The sequence below is a fragment of the Brevibacterium sp. MGP-B1 genome (assembly GCF_057766545.1).
In genome coordinates, this window is record NZ_CM173407.1 from 4,083,642 (window position 1) to 4,101,348 (window position 17,707).

A 17,707-nucleotide genomic window follows, 5' to 3' on the forward strand; every position below is an offset into this window, starting at 1 on the left:
GGGGGTCGGGTCCCGGCCCCCACCTCGGTGCGTCGATACGAACAGGAAGGACGGCCGCCGTGGTGGCCGGTGAACGGATGAAGATGCGGAAGGCGATGGTCTGGACGGTCGGTGCGGGAGCACTTGCGCTCCTGCTCAGTGGGTGTGAAGCTCCCAGTGGGGGAGACTCCGAACTGGTCATCGGCACGGAGAACCTCGGCGGGTACAACCCCGTCAACGGCTACTCCGTCGACGGCAACTCGCCCTTCTACGACGGCCTGCTGCGCCTGCAGGAGGACTCCGGGTCCGGGGAGATGCCCGAACTCGCACCGGCACTGGCGGCAGAGGATCCGCAGCCGAACGACGATTCGACGAAGTGGACGGTGAAGCTGCGCGACGATGTCACCTTCTCCGACGGATCGGACTTCGACGCGAAGGACGTCGCCGCCACCTATGAGGCCATCGTCGATCCCGAGGTGGCATCCGAATCCGTCGACGCCTTCCGCATGATCAAGACGGTGAAGATCCCTGACGACCACACGGTCGTCTTCGAACTCGACGAACCGACCCCCACCTTCACCTCGCGCCTGGCCGTCGGCATCCTGCCCTCCGAAGCCATCGAAGAGGGCACCCCGGCCGCGGACTGGAAGGTCAACTCAGAACCCGTCGGCACCGGTGCCTACACTCTCGACTCGCTCACCGAGGACACCGCGGTGCTCAAGGCCCGCGACGACTACTGGCGGACGACTCCGGAGTTGAAATCCGTGACCCTGCAGACCTATGCCGATACCTCCGCCCTGGCCGCCGCGGTCAAGGACGGCAAGGTCTCCGGCGCTGCCGTGCCGCCGCGCTCGGTCGACCAGATCAAGGGAGAGGGGCAGGAGATCTATACCGCCCGCACCGCGGACTGGCGCGGACTCACCCTGCCCAGCGACAACCCATTCACGAAGGACGCGACGGTCCGCAAGGCCCTCAATCTCGCGATCGACCGGGAGAAGCTCGTCGACGAGGTGCTTGCCGGTCACGGCACACCCGCCTCGACCCCGATCGGCGAATTCTACGGCGACGCCTATGACCCTGGTGCCGAGTTCGATTTCGACCTCGATGAGGCGAAGAAGCTGCTCGACGAGGCCGGGTGGAAGGCCGGCTCGAATGGAGTGCGAGCCAAGGGCGGGAAGAAAGCCGTCATCGATGTCACTTACCCGGCCGGAGACACGGTGCGCGGTGACATCGCCGCCGAGATCTCCGCCCAGCTGGAGCAGCTGGGCGTGAAGCTCGAGATCAAGGGTCAGGAGTGGGACGAGATCGAAAAGGACCTCGCCGGTCAGGCCATCGTCTACGCCGGTGGCGAGCAGCCCTTCAATATCGACCACCAGATCAGAGCCGCACTGCGCACACATACGAAGACCTCCGGAGTCTTCGACAACCCCGCGAACATGGCCGTCCCAGGCGGGGACGAGCTGCTCGACCACGCCGCCGTCGAAACCGACGAGGCGAAGGCCGATGCCGACTACCGTGAGGTGCAGTCGAAGTACATGGACGCGCCGAGCTACCTCATCGTCGCCTTCCTCGAACACACCTACGTCGCCGACACCGAAGGCTGGAACATTCCCGACACGACGTTCGAACCGCACGTCCACGGCTCCGATTGGGGACCGTGGTGGAACCTGGCCGACTGGAAGAAGAACTGACGTCGCACCCGACCGGATCCGGGTCATCCCGGTTCCGGCACCTCCTTCGCCGAGGCGGCATCGTCCTCGGCGGGATGATCCTTGCCGGATTGGCCGGCGGGGCAGGGGTGTTCGCCCTGTCTGCGGCGTCCCCGTCCAATCCCTTGGCCCACACCGTCGCCGGCTGGGAGTTCGCATCCGCCGAGGCTCGGGAGAATCTTGCCGCCGCTTATGACACCGGCGGTTGGCTGGGTGCGTGGTGGCAGTGGCTGCTGACGTCCGTGACCACGGGAGACCTCGGCTATTCGCGGCTGCTGCACACCTCCGTCGCCGAGGTGGTGCTCGGCAGAGGTCTCAACACCGTGGCCGCCACCCTGTGTGCCGTGGTGATCACCGCGGTCATCGTGGGCATCACCTCTGTGCTTTTGGCGAGGTTCCCCGGCCTCGCTCACAATTCGGCGACTTCCGGGCTCATCGGTGCCTGGCTGGCCGTTCCTTCGTTCCTCATCGCGCTCATCATCGTCGTCCTCTTCGGCCGGCAGCTGCCGAACCCGGCCACGAGCGCCCCGATCACTCTCATTCCCCCTGTGGCGGTGACGATCGCTCTGGCGTGGTCGGCGATGCTCATCGCCGCCGCGCGGTCCGCGGCCGCCGAGGTGTGGTCGACGCCGTGGGCGCGGGCACTCATCGGCCGCGGATTCTCCCCGATGGCCCGGGTGCGCACCGTGCTGCCGTCGATCGTGGCGGCCGTGCGCGCACCGGCGGTCATCTACGTGCCGGTGGTCATCCTCGGTGAAGCCGCCGTTGAAGCGGTCCTGTCCTATCCGGGACTCGGCAATGCCCTCGTCGAGGCGGCTGCCGGCGCCGATCTGCCGCTGCTGGCCACGGTCACGGCGATCGCCGCGGCGGTGACGACCGGGCTGGTGCTCGGTGTGCGGTCGTTCGGGGCCGGCGGTGATGACCGGCTCCTGACCGTCGGGGCCAGTACCGGCGTGCTCGGAAAGGGGTACGCATGAACCGGCGGGTGTGGGGTGCCGTCATCCTCGGAGTCGTGCTCGTCCTGCTCATCTGCGGACGATTCCTGCCCGGCGAGGGCACCGACTTCTCACGTGCGCTTCTGCCTCCTGGCGCCGGCGGTCTGCTCGGGACCGACCATTTCGGTCGCAGCGTGGCCGTGACGGTCTGGGATGCCGCGGGCGGTTCGGCCTTGGCCGCGCTCATCACCGCGGTCGCGACCACCGCGATCGGAGCCGGGATCGGCGTGGTCTCGACTTTGTCGAACGCGCTGTCGAAGGTGTCGACGGGACTGCTCATCGCGACCTTGGTCGTGCCCTCGATGCTGTTCACCTTCATCGTGGTCGGCATCCTCGGTGGTGGTCGCACGGCGATCATGGTGACCGTCGCGCTCACGCATTGGCCGTTGGCGGCTCAGCTCATCGGGCCGAAGGTGCGGGAGGAATGGGACTCCGGGTGGGTGCGGTTCGACCGCCGCCTCGGCGCGGGTCGGTGGCAGATCCTCAAGTGGCATGTGCTGCCGGCGGCCGGGGGGCGCGTAGCGGCGGCGATGGCTGTGATCTTCCCGTCGGCAGTCGTGCATGAGGCGACGACGGCGTTTTTGGGGATCGGCGTCGATCCGGCCGCGGTGTCGTTGGGGCCGCTCATCGCCTGGGGGCAGTCGGATATGACGGTCGGGGCGTGGTGGACGTTGGTCGTGCCGACGTGTGCGCTCATGGTGCTGCTCCTGCCGCCGACGATCCTCGCCCGCCGCCTCGGAGAGAGGCCCAGATCGCTGTGACTGCTCTTCATCTCCGTGACATCACGCTGAGTCTGCCAGGCACCGGCGAGGTGCTGTCCGCCCTCGACCTCGAGATGCGCGTCGGCGGCATCACCTGGCTCGTCGGCGAATCGGGGGCCGGGAAGTCCACGCTGTGCAATCTGCTCGCCGGCCTCAGCCCAGTCGATGCGAAGGTCCGCGGAGTGCTGGATCTCAGTGAGATCGTCGGGGTCCCAGACGGGCGGGGTGCCCATGCGAAGCGCGACGTCGCCGAGGCGGCTGTCCCCGGGGACGGTCGCATCGACCTCGGTACCGGGTCGGGTCGTCGGGCGATGGCGACGATGCGTCGTACCGGTGTGATCGCCTGGGCTCCGCAGAACGCCATGGACACGTTCCCGCCGGCGATGCGTCTGACTGACTGGTTCGCTCGAGCGGGGATAGAGAGTCCCGACCTGGCGGCGTACGGCTTGGAGAACTCGATTCTGCGCAGGCGGCCTCACGAGGTCTCGGGAGGACAGATCTCCCGCATCTCCTTGGCCGCAGCCGTGGCGAAGTCCCCGCGGCTGCTCGTCTGCGATGAGCCGACCGCCGGGCTCGACCCCGAACAGTCCGACGCCGTGGTGGGCGTGCTCAATGAGCAGGCATCGACCGGCGGTCGCGCGGTGCTCGCGGTGACGCATGACCTGTCAGGTCTGCAGCGCAATGCCCGGCCCGACGATCGTGTGGCGGTGATCTTCAACGGGCATATCGTCGAAGACTGTTCGGCTGAGGACTTCTTCGCCGGGCTCGCCGTGAATGCCTATGCGCAGGCGCTGGCAGCGGCCGCACCGGCAGCCGGTGCGCATCCGCTGCCGCTGGCCGTTGGGACTCGACCGACGCCCTGGACGTACCGGGGCGGGGACGAGCTGCGCCGCCTCGGCGAAGGTGCGGTCGGGGCAGGCGGACGGATCCAGCCGGGTGGCCGGACCTTGCCGGGTGGCGGGGCTGAGCCGGGGGCCGGACCCTACCGGAGGCCGGGGCGGGACGGAACCGAATCGTCGACGGGGGAGTGCCGGAATGAAGCTGACTGATGTGGTGATCGACTACGCCTCGTCCCGCATCGGCCCGGTTGACGCGGACGTGCCCGCGGGGACGGTGACGGTGCTGCAAGGTCCGTCGGGCAGCGGGAAGACCAGTCTGTGTCTGGCCATGACGGGTTTCCTGACCCCGAGCAGCGGGCAGGTCGACGGCGACCTCGGGGTGATCGTTCCGCAGAACCCGCGCGAATGGCTCAACCCGCGGCACACTGTCGCCGAGGTCATCGAACACACGTGGGCCGTGCGTGATGCCGGGGGTGCGAGTGGTGGCGGCGCGGGCGGTGCCGGGGGTGCGATTGGTGCCGAGCGCGGGCGTGATGCTGCCGGAACTGCCGGGGACGATCGTCGCCTGGAAGCTCTGCTCGACCGCGCGCTGCTCGGCCCGGAGCTGGCTCGCCGACGGTGCGGCGAACTCTCGGGCGGTCAGGCGGCACGCGTCTGCATCGCCCGTGCGCTGGCCAGCGGCATCGACACCATCGTCTGCGACGAGCCGACGGCCGCCCTCGACTCGTCGAATGCCGCACGCATCGCCTGGCTCATCAACGACCTCGCCGAGGCGGGGAAGACTATCGTCTGGGCGACCCACGACCGCGACCTCGTCGCAGCCACCGACGCCGGCTACTCCTACATCACGCTCTGAGTCCGCAGTTGACGCCGGGAGCGACCACATGTCGTCCAGCGCATCAGGATGCGAACAGAGGTGTCGGACGACATGTGATTCGCACCTGCACCATATGTGATGCGGTGTGCTCCGATTGTGGTTCGTCAGCCTCCAGCCGCAGGTTCGTCATCGAGTTCTGATCAGGGCATCGAGTTAGATTCCGATGACTGGCGCAAATGCCGATGAGTGATGGGACGAAACCCGATGACAGTGTCGTTGCCGCCTGATCAGCTGGCGAATCTGCGCCCACAACCGGGCGAACAGTCACTCAGCCGGTCGGATCGTCACCCAGCCGAGGAACCGGTTCCGATTGCCGGGCGAACAGTCACTCAGTCGAGGAGCCTGCACCGACGGCCGGTCGGAACGTCACCCAACGGCGCACTGCCAGCACGAGTGCACCAACCAGCCCCACGATGAGCAGTCCGTCGGCAGCGATGTAGAGCAGATGCAGGGATGACCCTCCGTCATCGACTCCCGCGAGAACCGCATCCGTGCGCTGATTGAGCAGCGGTCGAATGACGACGACCTTGATGATGAGCACTCCGATGAGCCCGCAGGCCACGCTGCGGTAGACGCGATCGACACCCGACTTCAGCAGCGCCCACAGCAGGATCACGGCGATGACGAGCTCGACCCAGTTCATCACTCCGAACACCAGCCGACCGATGCCCAGCCCCAGCGGGATCGTGATGCCGGGGGCTGTGAACTTCAGCGGCGCCTCGATGAGCGAGATGCCGATGATGAGCCCGAGCCAGACGGCGGGCAAGATGATCCGAGCGCTCGCCGCCAGCCGCGAGTCATCGGTGCTGAAGAAGTGAGTCATGCCTTCGATTCTACTCCTCGTAGAAAACTGTCTGCCGCGCCCTCGCCTCCGACCCCCAATTACTACCTGACGGCGGCGCAGCAACCTCGCGCGAGGTATCTGGGCCGCCGTCAGGTAGCACGGAAGGGGTGGTGATCGGCCCACTCAGCGACTTCGCCGCACCCGCTCTAGACTGGTGTCCATGCGTCTGTTCTCCAACGCCGTGGTGCGCACTTTCGCACCCCAAGCCGCCTCGAGCACCCCCGCCCCGATCACCCCTGCGTCGATCGCATCCGACCCGAGCGGATCGAACGCAGACACGGCCCTCCACCCGACCCCCACCCCGACCGTCGACCTCACGCAGGCGGCCCCGGATGCGATCCTCGTCGATGGGGAGACCATCGTAGCCATCGGCACCCGGGCCGAACTTCTCGACATCGCCGCCGCAGAATCGTCGACGACGGCGGCGCTCGCCTCCGCGGGCGGGGTCGGTGCCACTACGGTCGTCCCCGGCCTCGAGATCGATGAGATCGACTGCAGCGGGCAGGTCATCCTGCCCGGATTCGTCGACGGACACATCCACTCGATCCTCTACGCCGACTCCCTGACCGACCTCGACCTGTCCCAGACGAAATCGCTGCCCGAGGCGGTCGCCGCCATCCGTGAACGCGCCGATTCCCTCCCGGTGGGCACCTGGGTGGTCGGCTCCGGATGGGACCTCAACAAGTGGGAGGACCCGAGCTACCCTGACCGGGAACTCCTCGACGCCGAGGTCCCCGACCACCCGGTGGCGATGTGGTCACTTGATCTGCACACCTTGTGGGTCAACGCCCACGCCCTCGAGATCGCCGGCATCGACGAGGCGACCCCCGACCCCTCGGGCGGCAGCTTCGTCCGCGACGATGACGGGCAGTTCACCGGTCTGGTGCGCGAAGACGCCACCGATCTCGTCGCCCGCTTCATCCCCGAACCCAGCCGCGAGGACCAGGTCGAACGCCTCGCCACCACCCAGGAGCTCTTCCTATCCCAGGGGCTGACCGGGATCCATGACTTCGACGGCATCGCCTCGACCTTGGGCTGGAATGACCTGCACGCGTCCGGTCGGCAGGACATGCGCGTGACCCTGTTCCTGCGTTCACCCGAAGTGCCGTGGGCGATCGAAACCGCTTGGCACACCGGTGACGGGGATGATTGGCTGCAGTGCGGCGGGCTGAAGCTGTTCTCGGACGGGGCGCTCGGCTCGCATACCTCGCACATGTCCTCAGCATTTCCCGCGATCGACGGTGAGGACGAGAACTTCGGTGTCGTACAGATGACCGAAGACGAACTGTTCGACCAGGCACACATCGCCACCGAGGCGGGAATCTCCGTGGCCATCCACGCCATCGGCGATCAGGCGAACCACCATGTGCTCGCTGTCTACGACCGCCTGCGGGAAACGACGAAGGCCGCGGAAGAGAAGTTCGGCCGACCCCTGCGTCACCGCGTCGAACACGCCCAGTTCATCCAGCCGGCCGACGTCGCCCGGTTCGCCGAGCTCGGGGTGGTCGCGTCGATGCAGCCGCGCCACTGCATCTCCGACCTGCACCTGCTCCACCTCATCGACGAGTCCGCGCAGCTGGCCGCCTATGCCTGGCCCGACCTGCTCGACGCCGGGGCGCACGTGGTCTTCGGCTCCGACGGTCCGGTCGAGCATGCGAACCCCTTCGCCGCGATCTATGCGGCGATGACCAGGGCGAACATCTCCGGTGCAGCGTCGACGACCTTCCAGCCGCACCGTCGCCTGAGTGCCGTCGAGGCCATCCGCCTGCACACTCTGGGACCGGCCTTCGCCGCCGGTCTCGAGGACCGGCGCGGATATCTGGCGCCGGGCATGGACGCCGACTTCATCGTCGTCGACACCGATCCGTGCGCGGCCGAAGGGCTCAACGTTGACCACTCGAGTGTCGGCGCGGCAGAGCGCGACGGCCTCCTCGGCTACGATTCCGAAGAGGCCCTGTTCGCCCACGCCGAGGCGATCCGCGACACCCGAGTCGCGCTCACCGTCGTCGGCGGCGAGGTGAAATACCGGGCCTGAATCGCCGAGGTGCACGACCGCCTCGGCGATGCGCGGGACCCGCACTGCCCGCTCCCTCGACCAATCGTTTCCTCGATCAACTGCTCCCTCGATCAACTGCTCCCTCGACCAACTGACAAGGACGTCCCCGCATGCCCCGCTCGTTTCTGGCCCAGGCCCGTAAGGTCGATGAGGCGACTCCGGACTCTCGCAGCCGCGAGGTCGACTTCCTGCGCGCCGCGGCGATCACCGTCGTCGTGCTCGGCCACTGGACGATCATCGCCGTCAGCGCCACCGGCGGCATCGAACCTCACGGCCTGCTCGACCAGGCCAGATGGACGCACCCTCTGACCTGGGTGTTCCAGGTGATGCCGATCTTCTTCCTCGTCGGCGGCTACTCCAACGCACTGTCCTGGCGTTCGGCCAGGCGGCGTCAGACCGGCTACGCCGAATGGCTGCGGGCGCGCCTGCGCCGCCTCGGCCTTCCGCTCATCCCGCTGCTGCTCGTCTGGCTGGCCACCTGCGTCATCGCCCTGGCCACCGGCGCCGAACCCGCCTCCGTCCAGCTGGCCTCCCAGATGGCGCTCGTGCCGACGTGGTTCCTCGCCGCCTACCTGCTCGTCGTGATCGTTGCTCCGCCGTGTCTGATCCTGTGGGAGAAGTGGGGTTGGTGGTCGATCATCGCAGGCATCGGCTTGGCCGGCGTCGTCGACGCCATCAGCATCGCCGCCGACAGCAAGCTCCTCGGCTACCCGAACTACCTGCTTGTCTGGGCGAGCTTCCATCAGTTCGGCTATGCGTGGCTCGACGGCCGACTATCCAGCATCAGACGCTGCCTGCTGCTCTTCGTCATCGGCGCCGTCGGGCTCGGGCTCCTCGTCGGCTTCGGCCCTTATCCGATGTCGATGATCACCGCAGGCACCGACACGATCTCGAATTCCGCCCCGACCCGTGTGACCATGGCCTTCCTCGGCATGGCCCAGGCCGGAATCGTGCTCCTGCTCCAGCGCCCACTGGCGAAACTGCTGCGCAGCCCCGGACTGTGGTTCCTCACGGTGCTCGTCAACCAGCGCATCATGACCTGGTTCCTCTGGCATCTGACCGCGCTGACGGCCCTGGCCAACGTCCTCATCGGCCTCGACGCCGATGCCCTGCTGCCGACCCCGCTGACCGGGATCTGGTGGGCAACTCGCCCGCTGTGGGCACTCGTTCTGCTGGCGATCACCGGGGTGCTCGTGGCGATCTTCGGCCGGTTCGAAACCCCCGCTCCCGACGATCGTCCCGCCCCTCCCATGTGGATGCCGATCGCCGCCTCAGTGGCCATCTGCGCGGGACTGGCCATCATGGCGGACACCGGAATGGTCAACGACAAGGGTGTGACCTGGATCTGGCCGGTGCTGCCGCTCATCGGCATGGTCGCCTTCGGCGTCGTCCGCCTGCCCGGTCGGCGATCCGCCAAGACCTGATCCTCGCCGAGGAGGTCCGACCGTCACGCTGAAGCGTCCCGGCGGGGAAGCGGAACGCCAGGTGGGACACCCCACAGAAGGTCGAACCCACCGAACGACAACGGCCCGACTTCCCCGCGGGGACGTCGGGCCGTTGCTCACGGTGTTCGGGAGGTCCACCTCGGCGAATGTGCGACGGGAACGTCGGGCCGCCTCGGCAAAGGTGCGACGCAGACGTCGCCCCGCCTCGGCGAGGGGATTGATCAGATGTTGCGGCCGCCGGAGATCTCGGTGACGGTGCCGGTGAGGTAGCTCGACAGTCCAGACGCGAGGAACAGCACGACGGAGGCGACCTCTTCTGGTTCGCCCGGACGACCGAGCGGGATTTCGGCGAGCTTCGAATCGATCGCGTGCTGCGGCATGGCCGCGGTCATGGCGGTGTTGATGAAACCGGGCTGGATCGCGTTGATGCGGATGTTCTTGAACGCGACCTCCTTGGCCACGGCCTTCGTCATGCCGACGATGCCCGCCTTCGCTGCGGAGTAGTTCGACTGTCCGGGGTTGCCGACCTTGCCGCTGATCGAGGACACGTTGATGATCGAGCCGCCGCGGTCCTGCTCGCGCATGAGCGCGGTGGCGACCTTGAGGCCGTTCCATGTGCCGCGCAGGTGCACGGAGATGACGTCGTCGAACTGCTGCTCGGTCATCTTCCGGATCGTCGCATCGCGGGTGATGCCGGCGTTGTTGACCCAGATGTCGACACCGCCGAATGCGGTCGTGGCCGCCTCGGCGAGCTTTTCGACGGCCTCGAGGTCGGACACATTGCACACCGCGCCCGTGGCGACGGCGTCTCCACCGAGTTCGGTCACAGCCGCCTGCAGACTCACCTCATTCATATCGGCGAGAACGACCTTCGCGCCGGAGTCGACGAGGCTGCGCGCCATCGCCAGGCCGAGGCCCTGCCCGCCGCCGGTGACGACGGCGACCTTGCCGCTCAGGAGGCCGGGGACGGCGGTGACTCCGCCGGTTTCGGTGACAGTGATGCCGGAGTTCGCGGTTGTGGATTCAGTCATGGGATGCCTTTCGTGCGTGGTCGGTTGTTCTCAGAGGTTGAACTGCGGTTTGTGCGCGCCACCCAGCAACTGCTTGGCGACGACGACGCGCTGGACCTCGGAGGTGCCTTCGTAGATGCGGAAGAGGCGTGCGTGGCGGTAGAAGCGTTCGACCGCGGACTCGCGCATGTAGCCCATGCCGCCCTGGATCTGCACGCCCTTGTCGGCGATGCGAGCGAGTGCTTCAGAGGCGAAGAGCTTCGCCGAGGAGGGGCCGAGCTTGCGATCGGTCTCGGCGTCCCAGCGCTGTGCGGCCGAGAGGACGAGGGCCTTGGCGGCGGCGACGTCGGTGTAGATATCGGCGAGCATCGCCTGGACGAGCTGGAACCGGGCGATCGGTTCCCCGCCCTGCTTCGCCTCGGCGGCGAAGCGCACGGATTCGTCGAGGATGCGGATCGACTGACCGACGCAGATCGCGGCGATGTGCAGGCGTCCCTTGTTGAGTGAGGCCATGGCCGCGTAGAAGCCCTTCTCCTCCTCGCCGCCGATGAGATTGGCGGCAGGCACGCGCACGTCGTCGAAGAAGATCTCCGAGGTCCAGGCGCCGGCCTGACCCATCTTGTGATCGTGCGGGCCGACGGTCACGCCTTCGGACTGCGTGGGCACGAGGAAGACAGAGATGCCCTTGGACCCCGTGGCGTTCGGGTCGGTGCGGGCGAAGACCATGAGGACGTCGGATGCCTCGGCGTTGGTGATGAACCGCTTGGAGCCGTTGATGACGTAGTCATCGCCGTCGCGGGTGGCCTTGGTCCGCAGGCCCGAGGGGTCGGAGCCGGCCTCGGATTCGGTGAGGGCGAAGGAGGCGACGACCTCTCCGGAGGCCAGGCGGGGCAGCCATTCGGACTTCTGCTCGTCGGTGCCGTAGTTGACGAGCACCTGTCCGGCGATGCCGTTGTTCGTACCGAACAGCGAGCGGAAGGACGGGGTGGTGTAGCCGAGTTCCATGGCCAGGAGTGCGTCCTGTTCGGCGTTGAGGCCGAGGCCGCCGTACTCCTCGGGCAGTGCCCAGCCGAAGAGTCCCATTTCGGCGGATTCCTTGATGATGGCTTCGGGGAAAGCATCCTCGTCCTCGACCTGGGTCTCGAGGGGGACGACCTTCTCGCGGACGAATTCTCGGACGGCAGACAGGATGTCGTCGAGTTCCGTGTTGTCCATTGTTGGATCTCCTTCGTCTGTGGTGAATGGTTCAGAGGCTGTCGAGCCAGGCGCGGACCTGGTCGGAGTCGGCTCCGAGTTCTGGGGGAGCGAGGTCGTAGGAGACCTGCGACCTCGACAGGGTGATCGGGTTGCGGACCGTCGGGATGACGCGTTCGCCGGTGCCGGTGTCCACGACCGGTTCCAAGCCGAGGCTTTTGGCGTGTTCGACGCCTTCGGCGATCGTGTTGATCGGGGCGCAGGGCAGGCCCGCGGCCGAGAGTTTGTCGAACCATTCCTGTGCCGTGTGGGCCTGGAGGGCCTCGAGCAGTTCGGGTTCGAGGGCGTCGCGGTTGGCGTTGCGGTTCTTCGCCTGGGCGAATCGTTCGTCGGCGCACCAATCGGGGCGTCCGACCACCTCGGCGAGGATCCGGAACTGGCCGTCATTGGCCGCGGCGATGATGATCTCGCCGGACTTTGCGGCCATCGGCTGATAGGGGTAGAGGCTCGGGTGGGCGTTGCCCATCCGCGTCGGATTCACGCCTGCGGCCGCGTAGGCACCGGACTGGTTGGCCAGGCCGGACATCGCCGAGGACATGAGGTTGGTTTCGACGAGCTGGCCCTCGCCGGTGAGTGTGCGGTGTTGGATCGCGGCGAGGACGCCGATCGTCGTGTGCAGACCGGTCATGACGTCGAAGACGGCGACGCCGGCGCGGTACGGCGAGCCGTCGGGGCTGCCGGTGACCGACATGAAACCGGACAGCGCCTGCATGAGGAGGTCGTATCCGGGCAGCGGGTTCTGCGGCCCGAAGCCGGTCACCGAAGCATAGATGACCGTCGGGTTGGCAGCGGAGACGCTGTCGTAGTCGAGCCCGTACTTCGCCAGCCCGCCCGGCTTGAAGTTCTCGACGACGATATCGGCTTCGGCCGCGAGCTTCTGCGCGGTGGCGAGGTCGTCGGGGTCGGTGAAGTCGAGGACGATGTCGTATTTGTTGCGATTGATCGAGAGATAGTAGGTGGCATCCTCGTCGCGCACCGGTGGTGCCCAGTGCCGGGTGTCATCGCCTTTGGGTCCTTCGATCTTGATGACGGTGGCGCCGAGGTCGGCGAGCATCATCGTCGAGTACGGTCCGGCCAGCACGCGGGAGAAGTCGACGACGATCTGTCCCGACAGGGGGCCTGAGCCGGCGCGGGGGAGGAACTCCGCGAGGCGATCGTGGGCAGGTGACCGATGGTGGACAGGTGACCGATGGTGATCGCGTCCGGAGCCGCTGTCGTGGTGCTCAGAAGTGGTCGACTGCTTCATCGTCGAATGTCTTCCTCTCGTCGGGCCGGCGGCGGTGCTGTGTGCTGCCGAGTTCGGCATTCTGGGCGCGTGCTTCGGTAGCGGGCGCGTGGTCCGTCCCACTATATAACGGTATCGGCAATAATGTACATGGATTATTATCGGAACAGGTATTGGATGGGGTCTCGGCCGGGGTAACGGCAGGGCCTCCAACAGGGATTCGAAAGAGAAGCAGTCGATGGAGATTCAGCAGGTCAAAGCGTTCCTCGCAGTCGCCGAAGAACTGCACTTCGGCCGTGCGGCCGAACGGCTCGGAATGCTGCAGCCGCCGCTCAGCCGTACGATCCGCGCGCTCGAGGACCACCTCGGCGTCGATCTGTTCCGACGCACGACCCGCAATGTGGCGCTGACCGCGGCGGGGGAGGCGCTGGTGGAGCCGGCGCGGAAGATGATCGAGTACCGAACCGTGGCCGCCGAGGCGGTGCGCCGGGCCGCCGATGGGCAGACCGGGTACATCGAATTCGGATTCGCCCACTCGTCATCGCGCAGACTGGCCGCGGCGCTCGTGACTGCATCGACCGCGCACAGGCCGGGGGTCAGCTTCGGGCTCCACTCCGATGTCTACGCCGAGGAGGGGATCACCCGCCTCGTCGACGGCTCGCTCGACCTCGCGCTCGTGAGGTGGGCGAAGCAGCCGCCCGGAGTCACGGGTCGGCCGGTGATGGTCGAGCGTCTCTCGGCGGCCTTACCGGTGGGTCATCGTCTGGCGGGGCGCGCCTCGGTGCGGCTGGGCGAGCTTGCCGACGAGGATTTCATCGCTCTGCCCGAGCATCCTTCCTCGACGTTGCGGGAGGCGACGCTGCGCCTGTGCCACGAGGCGGGATTCGCACCGCGCGTAGTCCAGAGCGCACCGGATTCGCAGACGATCGGAGCCCTGGTCGCGGCCGGACTCGGCATCTCGATCACCTTCGATTCGGTGTCCGCCGCCGCCCGTGAGGTCGGCACCGTGGCCGTGCCCCTCGACATTCCCGATGAGCCCACGAAGCTCTACCTCGCCCATTGCACCGACCACGGCAAGGCCTCCGTGGAAGCGGTGCTCACCCTCGCCGAGGCGGTCCTGCCGACCGTGGAATGAGGCCCTGGCCAACCCCGTCGTTCGGCGGGGCTGACGGCCGGTTCACAGCCGGATGAATGTGTGGTCAGTTCCTCTCATCGGTGGACGAGTGCGAGGTCAGTTCCGCCGTCTGCTGTGGCTCACAGCTGCGCGTTCCACGTGTCGAGGCGGTGGCGGAGATCCTCGGCGGTCATGTCGACGAGGCCGATCCCGTGGTAGTTCGGCAGCCAGGTCTCGACGCGATCATGGGCACGTGCCGCAGCTTGGACGTCCCATGCGCGGATGTCATGGATGCGGCGGCCGAGGAGTCGTTCGTACTCGTCGAGAAAGTCAGCGGCCGCCTCGGGGGAGCCGAGCAGCACGAGATCCTGACGGCACCAAGCGAGATCGACTCCGCGAGGTCCACGGCTCGCGCCCGACCAGTCGACGACTCCGGTGAGGCGCCCGTCGGCCCACAAGGCATTGCCTGCCCAGAAATCCGTGTGCGTGAGGACCTCTTCGTCGCGGTCGAGGTTCGCCCACTCCCGCTGGGCGCGAATCGCGATGGCAGAGTCTCCTGACGGCGGGGACTGCGGAGTCAGAGGCAGACCGGTGCCATCGAGTTCGTGGATGCGGATCAGGGCTGCCGCCATTTCTCGGGCGATGGTGGTCAGAGGTGTCGCCGGATCCGGTGGTGAGCCCGGGACACGGGTTGTGACGATGGCTGGATCGTTGGTGTCGGCACTGTGGGCGATGAGGCGGGGGACGAGTTCACCGAGCGGGCTCAGCCGGTCCAGCACCTCGGCCTCTTTGATCGCCGCATCATGGCCGGCGGGGAATGCGCGGACGACGAGCTCCGCGTCTCCGTCGTGGACCGCCATGGTCAGCGCGTGCTGACCGCCGGCAAGGGTCTCTTTGCAGCTCAGCTCTCGGCCGATCAGCGCCGAGGCTGTCGTGAGGGCGCGTGCGCGGCGGCTTCGCTCGGCCGTCCTGAGCTGTCTCTTCAGCCCTTCGGCATAGCGCCGGGCCATCAACTCCTGGGCCGCCACGGTCACCGGAGCGCCCAGACGGAGGAGAGGGTGTGCTGGGACGGAATCGGCGCTGATGGTCACGCCGAGGCGGCCGTCAGTGCCGATGGATACGAGGAAGGTCTCCTCACCGTTCTCGAGGTGGCCCGGCAGGGTGCGATAGGTGAAACCGGCGCGATCCTTCTCATCGAACACCCGTGTGACGACGCACGAACCCACGGGCACGAGCAGATCGCGACCGCGCAGCCGCCTCGGCGAGGTCGGCCAAACTGGATTGAGTCCCAGGCTGACGATCTGACCTTCGGCCGCTCGGCGAGCTGGGCGGACGACGACGCCGGCGAGTTCCTGCAGCGTCCAGGAGAAGATCGCGTCCCGCGCGAGCGGGAACTGGTCGGCGGAGCCGAGGTCGAGATGGAATTCGAGATGATTCATGACTCCATTCTCATCCAGCCCGGTCGAGCGTAGGTCGATCGCGACCGGCCCGTGGGTGGAATGCCTCCGGTCTGCGGGGCGATTGTGCCGGCCTCTCGCGGTGATATGTTCCGCCTGATGAAGTAGTCCTTGTCTTCTTCTGACGGCTATGCCTACGATGAGAACTGATCGCTGAACGAACGCTCGCTTCAGGGTGATTCGCCAGGTCAGCGCCGAATGACCATGTCAGAGCACGAACACTGGAGTTCATCTATGTCAGACAGCACCTCAGCCACTCAGTCGGCAGCCACCTCGGCGGCCCCGAAATCCGGTCGCCGTTTCGAAGGGCAGGTTGCCGTCATCACCGGTGCCAGCCGTGGAATCGGACTCGGAATCGCTCGGCGGCTCAACGCGGAGGGCGCCACCGTCGTCCTCACGGCGCGCAAGCCCGAAGCGCTGGGTGAGGCGGTCGCCGAGTTCCCCGAAGGCACGGCGCTTGCCATTGCCGGCAAGGCCGACGACCCGGCTCACAGGGCAGAGGTGTTCGACGCGGTCGCTGAGAAGTTCGGTCGCCTCGATGTGCTCGTGGCCAACGCCGGAATCAACCCGGTCTACGGCCCGCTCGTCGACATGGAACTCGATGCCGCGCGGAAGATCTTCGACGTCAACGTCCTCGGCACGCTGGCCTGGGTACAGGACGCCGTCCACCATGAGGGCCTGAACTTCCGTGAGAACAAGGGCCGCGTCGTCACCTTGTCGTCGGTCGCCGGCCAGATCCCGAGCGAAGGCATCGGCTTCTACGGCATTTCGAAGGCGGCGGTCTCGCATCTGACGAAGACCCTCGCCGTGGAGCTCGGGCCCGATATCCGCGTCAACGCTGTGGCTCCGGCAGTGGTCAAGACGAAGTTCGCCACCGCGCTCTACGAAGGCAGGGAAGAGGAGGTCGCCTCCGCGTACCCGGTCAAGCGCCTCGGCACTCCTGAGGACATTGCCGGTGCCGTCGCCTATCTGGCGTCGGAGGACGCCGACTGGATCACCGCGCAGGTGCTCACCGCCGATGGGGGAGTCGTCACCGCCGGCGGCAGCGCCTGAAACTGAGGCTGAGCCTGCGACTGAACGTCTGTTGCCGGTAGCCGGCAGCCCGAAATCAGGTCGCCATCGGACATCTGCACCTGAATCTAGGTCGCCATCGGATACTTCTCTTGACGGAAAGTATCCGATGGCGACCTAAATTTTTCTGTGGTGCCGTTCTGAGTCGCATTGTTGGGTCGATCCACGGTGTGTCAGGCGCGGAAACCACCGTGGATCGACCCAACAATCCAATGTGGGCAGGGTTCGCGGAACGTTTCGCGAGCACCGGGCCGCTATTTCGCAGGCTGCTTGTGGCCAGGCGGTCGCCACTTCATCGGGAACCAGGCGACCGTTACTTCATCGGGAGGCCAGGCGCCACCCCTGCTTCACCGGGTCGCCAGGCGCCACCCCTACTTCACCGGGTCGCCAGGCGCCACCCCTACTTCACCGGGAGGCCGGCGGCGTGCGCACAGATCTCGCCGTAGCGTTCGGCCACGCCAGCAGGATCAAGCTCACCGCCGGCCCGATACCACTGCGATACGCCCGTGCAGATCGTCGTGATCGCTCGCGAGGCGTCCCGCGGGAACTCCGTGGTGAAGCTGCCGTCGGCAACGCACTCCTCGACCACCGCGTCGAGGAGTTTCTGCTGCCGGTCACGAGCGGCGATATGAGCATCCCGGTGCTGATCCTTCAGCGCTCGGATCTCGCTGAATGCGATGAAGGCGAGATCGGACTGGTGCGCGTGGAAGAGCAGCAGGCATTCGATGAGTCGGTCGAAGCGTGCGGTCGGCTCCTGCCCGCCGTCGGCGAGTGCCGCGATGCTGCGCTGCCACAGGTCCTCCATCGCCAGACGGTCGATCTCGGCGAGGATCGCATGCTTCGACGCGAAGTGGTGATAGAGGCCGGGCACTGACAGTCCGGCCGCGCCAGCCAGCTGGCGGATACTCGTGCCGTGGAATCCGCCCGTGACGAAACTGTCGAGCGCGGACTGAAGGATCGGCGACAGCAGCGGGGCGTCGTAGTCCCGCCAGTTCGTCATGGTTGCATTACTCACGAGTTGTCCCTGCCTGCTCCGTCTCACTGTCTTCTCATCCCTAATCTACGGCCATT

At 66.9% G+C, this 17,707-nt stretch carries 15 protein-coding genes; 9 read left to right on the forward strand and 6 right to left on the reverse strand.

Translation table 11 applies throughout. The features are described 5' to 3' along the window. Positions 1 to 59 precede the first annotated feature (59 nt). Genes AC3CD9_RS18540 through AC3CD9_RS18560 form a run of 5 tightly spaced genes read left to right on the forward strand, consistent with a single transcriptional unit; the run spans position 60 to position 5,139 of the window. Complete coding sequence (locus AC3CD9_RS18540) at positions 60 to 1,670, forward strand: ABC transporter substrate-binding protein (RefSeq protein WP_488365467.1); 1,611 nt, start codon at positions 60 to 62, stop codon at positions 1,668 to 1,670. Beyond that, positions 1,640 to 2,665 carry an ABC transporter permease subunit gene (locus AC3CD9_RS18545; RefSeq protein WP_488365468.1) on the forward strand — a complete coding sequence of 342 codons (1,026 nt, stop codon included), beginning with the start codon at positions 1,640 to 1,642 and terminating at the stop codon, positions 2,663 to 2,665. Before AC3CD9_RS18540 ends, AC3CD9_RS18545 begins: the two co-directional genes overlap by 31 nt. After that, positions 2,662 to 3,444 carry an ABC transporter permease gene (locus AC3CD9_RS18550; RefSeq protein WP_488365469.1) on the forward strand — a complete coding sequence of 261 codons (783 nt, stop codon included), beginning with the start codon at positions 2,662 to 2,664 and terminating at the stop codon, positions 3,442 to 3,444. Before AC3CD9_RS18545 ends, AC3CD9_RS18550 begins: the two co-directional genes overlap by 4 nt. Further along, the gene (locus AC3CD9_RS18555; RefSeq protein ID WP_488365470.1) at positions 3,441 to 4,493 is read left to right on the forward strand and encodes an ATP-binding cassette domain-containing protein; all 1,053 of its coding nucleotides are present in this window, start codon (positions 3,441 to 3,443) and stop codon (positions 4,491 to 4,493) included. Before AC3CD9_RS18550 ends, AC3CD9_RS18555 begins: the two co-directional genes overlap by 4 nt. Next, positions 4,480 to 5,139, forward strand: a complete 660-nt coding sequence (locus AC3CD9_RS18560) for an ATP-binding cassette domain-containing protein (RefSeq protein WP_488365471.1) — start codon at positions 4,480 to 4,482, stop codon at positions 5,137 to 5,139. The genes AC3CD9_RS18555 and AC3CD9_RS18560 overlap by 14 nt, the downstream gene beginning before the upstream one ends. Before the next feature lie 346 nt (positions 5,140 to 5,485). Here AC3CD9_RS18560 and AC3CD9_RS18565 read toward each other — a convergent pair whose 3' ends face one another. Beyond that, positions 5,486 to 5,983: a hypothetical protein gene (locus AC3CD9_RS18565; RefSeq protein WP_488365472.1), complete on the reverse strand. Its 498-nt coding sequence runs from the start codon at positions 5,981 to 5,983 to the stop codon at positions 5,486 to 5,488. Positions 5,984 to 6,164: 181 nt separating this feature from the next. Here AC3CD9_RS18565 and AC3CD9_RS18570 point away from each other — a divergent pair, with 181 nt between their 5' ends. After that, positions 6,165 to 8,039 carry an amidohydrolase gene (locus AC3CD9_RS18570; protein ID WP_488365473.1) on the forward strand — a complete coding sequence of 625 codons (1,875 nt, stop codon included), beginning with the start codon at positions 6,165 to 6,167 and terminating at the stop codon, positions 8,037 to 8,039. Between the two features lie 131 nt (positions 8,040 to 8,170). Further along, positions 8,171 to 9,484, forward strand: a complete 1,314-nt coding sequence (locus AC3CD9_RS18575; protein ID WP_488365474.1) for an acyltransferase family protein — start codon at positions 8,171 to 8,173, stop codon at positions 9,482 to 9,484. 242 nt (positions 9,485 to 9,726) lie between these two features. Here the strand turns inward: AC3CD9_RS18575 and fabG are convergent, their stop codons facing one another. From fabG to AC3CD9_RS18590, 3 genes are read right to left on the reverse strand one after another with little or no spacing between them, the layout of a single operon-like run. Further along, positions 9,727 to 10,536 (reverse strand): 3-oxoacyl-ACP reductase FabG, encoded by an 810-nt coding sequence (gene fabG / locus AC3CD9_RS18580; protein WP_488365475.1) that lies wholly within the window; start codon positions 10,534 to 10,536, stop codon positions 9,727 to 9,729. A 30-nt stretch (positions 10,537 to 10,566) separates the two neighbouring features. Beyond that, entirely contained in the window at positions 10,567 to 11,730 is a 1,164-nt protein-coding gene (locus AC3CD9_RS18585; RefSeq protein ID WP_488365477.1) for an acyl-CoA dehydrogenase family protein, read from the reverse strand. A 31-nt stretch (positions 11,731 to 11,761) separates the two neighbouring features. Beyond that, entirely contained in the window at positions 11,762 to 13,015 is a 1,254-nt protein-coding gene (locus tag AC3CD9_RS18590) for a CaiB/BaiF CoA transferase family protein (protein WP_488365478.1), read from the reverse strand. Between the two features lie 217 nt (positions 13,016 to 13,232). Between AC3CD9_RS18590 and AC3CD9_RS18595 the strand changes: the two genes are divergently transcribed. Continuing rightward, a complete protein-coding gene (locus tag AC3CD9_RS18595) occupies positions 13,233 to 14,129 on the forward strand; it encodes a LysR substrate-binding domain-containing protein (protein ID WP_488365479.1) in 897 nt (298 codons plus the stop codon). A 119-nt stretch (positions 14,130 to 14,248) separates the two neighbouring features. Here AC3CD9_RS18595 and AC3CD9_RS18600 read toward each other — a convergent pair whose 3' ends face one another. After that, a complete protein-coding gene (locus AC3CD9_RS18600) occupies positions 14,249 to 15,547 on the reverse strand; it encodes a DUF1990 family protein (protein WP_488365480.1) in 1,299 nt (432 codons plus the stop codon). A gap of 252 nt (positions 15,548 to 15,799) precedes the next feature. Here AC3CD9_RS18600 and AC3CD9_RS18605 point away from each other — a divergent pair, with 252 nt between their 5' ends. Then, on the forward strand, positions 15,800 to 16,618 hold the full coding sequence (locus AC3CD9_RS18605) for an SDR family oxidoreductase (protein WP_488365482.1): 819 nt from the start codon (positions 15,800 to 15,802) through the stop codon (positions 16,616 to 16,618). Between the two features lie 418 nt (positions 16,619 to 17,036). On the opposite strand, the gene AC3CD9_RS18610 is transcribed toward AC3CD9_RS18605, so the two are convergent. Continuing rightward, on the reverse strand, positions 17,037 to 17,651 hold the full coding sequence (locus tag AC3CD9_RS18610; protein WP_488365483.1) for a TetR/AcrR family transcriptional regulator: 615 nt from the start codon (positions 17,649 to 17,651) through the stop codon (positions 17,037 to 17,039). Positions 17,652 to 17,707 lie beyond the last annotated feature (56 nt).

What these genes read in the sequence shown, in the direction of transcription:
- AC3CD9_RS18550 (WP_488365469.1), top strand. Translation starts at nt 2,662, where the DNA reads ATGAACCGGCGGGTGTGGGGTGCCGTCATCCTCGGAGTCGTGCTCGTC.
- AC3CD9_RS18560 (WP_488365471.1), top strand. Translation starts at nt 4,480, where the DNA reads ATGAAGCTGACTGATGTGGTGATCGACTACGCCTCGTCCCGCATCGGC.
- AC3CD9_RS18565 (WP_488365472.1), bottom strand. Translation starts at nt 5,983, where the DNA reads ATGACTCACTTCTTCAGCACCGATGACTCGCGGCTGGCGGCGAGCGCT.
- AC3CD9_RS18570 (WP_488365473.1), top strand. Translation starts at nt 6,165, where the DNA reads ATGCGTCTGTTCTCCAACGCCGTGGTGCGCACTTTCGCACCCCAAGCC.
- AC3CD9_RS18575 (WP_488365474.1), top strand. Translation starts at nt 8,171, where the DNA reads ATGCCCCGCTCGTTTCTGGCCCAGGCCCGTAAGGTCGATGAGGCGACT.
- fabG (WP_488365475.1), bottom strand. Translation starts at nt 10,536, where the DNA reads ATGACTGAATCCACAACCGCGAACTCCGGCATCACTGTCACCGAAACC.
- AC3CD9_RS18585 (WP_488365477.1), bottom strand. Translation starts at nt 11,730, where the DNA reads ATGGACAACACGGAACTCGACGACATCCTGTCTGCCGTCCGAGAATTC.
- AC3CD9_RS18590 (WP_488365478.1), bottom strand. Translation starts at nt 13,015, where the DNA reads ATGAAGCAGTCGACCACTTCTGAGCACCACGACAGCGGCTCCGGACGC.
- AC3CD9_RS18595 (WP_488365479.1), top strand. Translation starts at nt 13,233, where the DNA reads ATGGAGATTCAGCAGGTCAAAGCGTTCCTCGCAGTCGCCGAAGAACTG.
- AC3CD9_RS18600 (WP_488365480.1), bottom strand. Translation starts at nt 15,547, where the DNA reads ATGAATCATCTCGAATTCCATCTCGACCTCGGCTCCGCCGACCAGTTC.
- AC3CD9_RS18605 (WP_488365482.1), top strand. Translation starts at nt 15,800, where the DNA reads ATGTCAGACAGCACCTCAGCCACTCAGTCGGCAGCCACCTCGGCGGCC.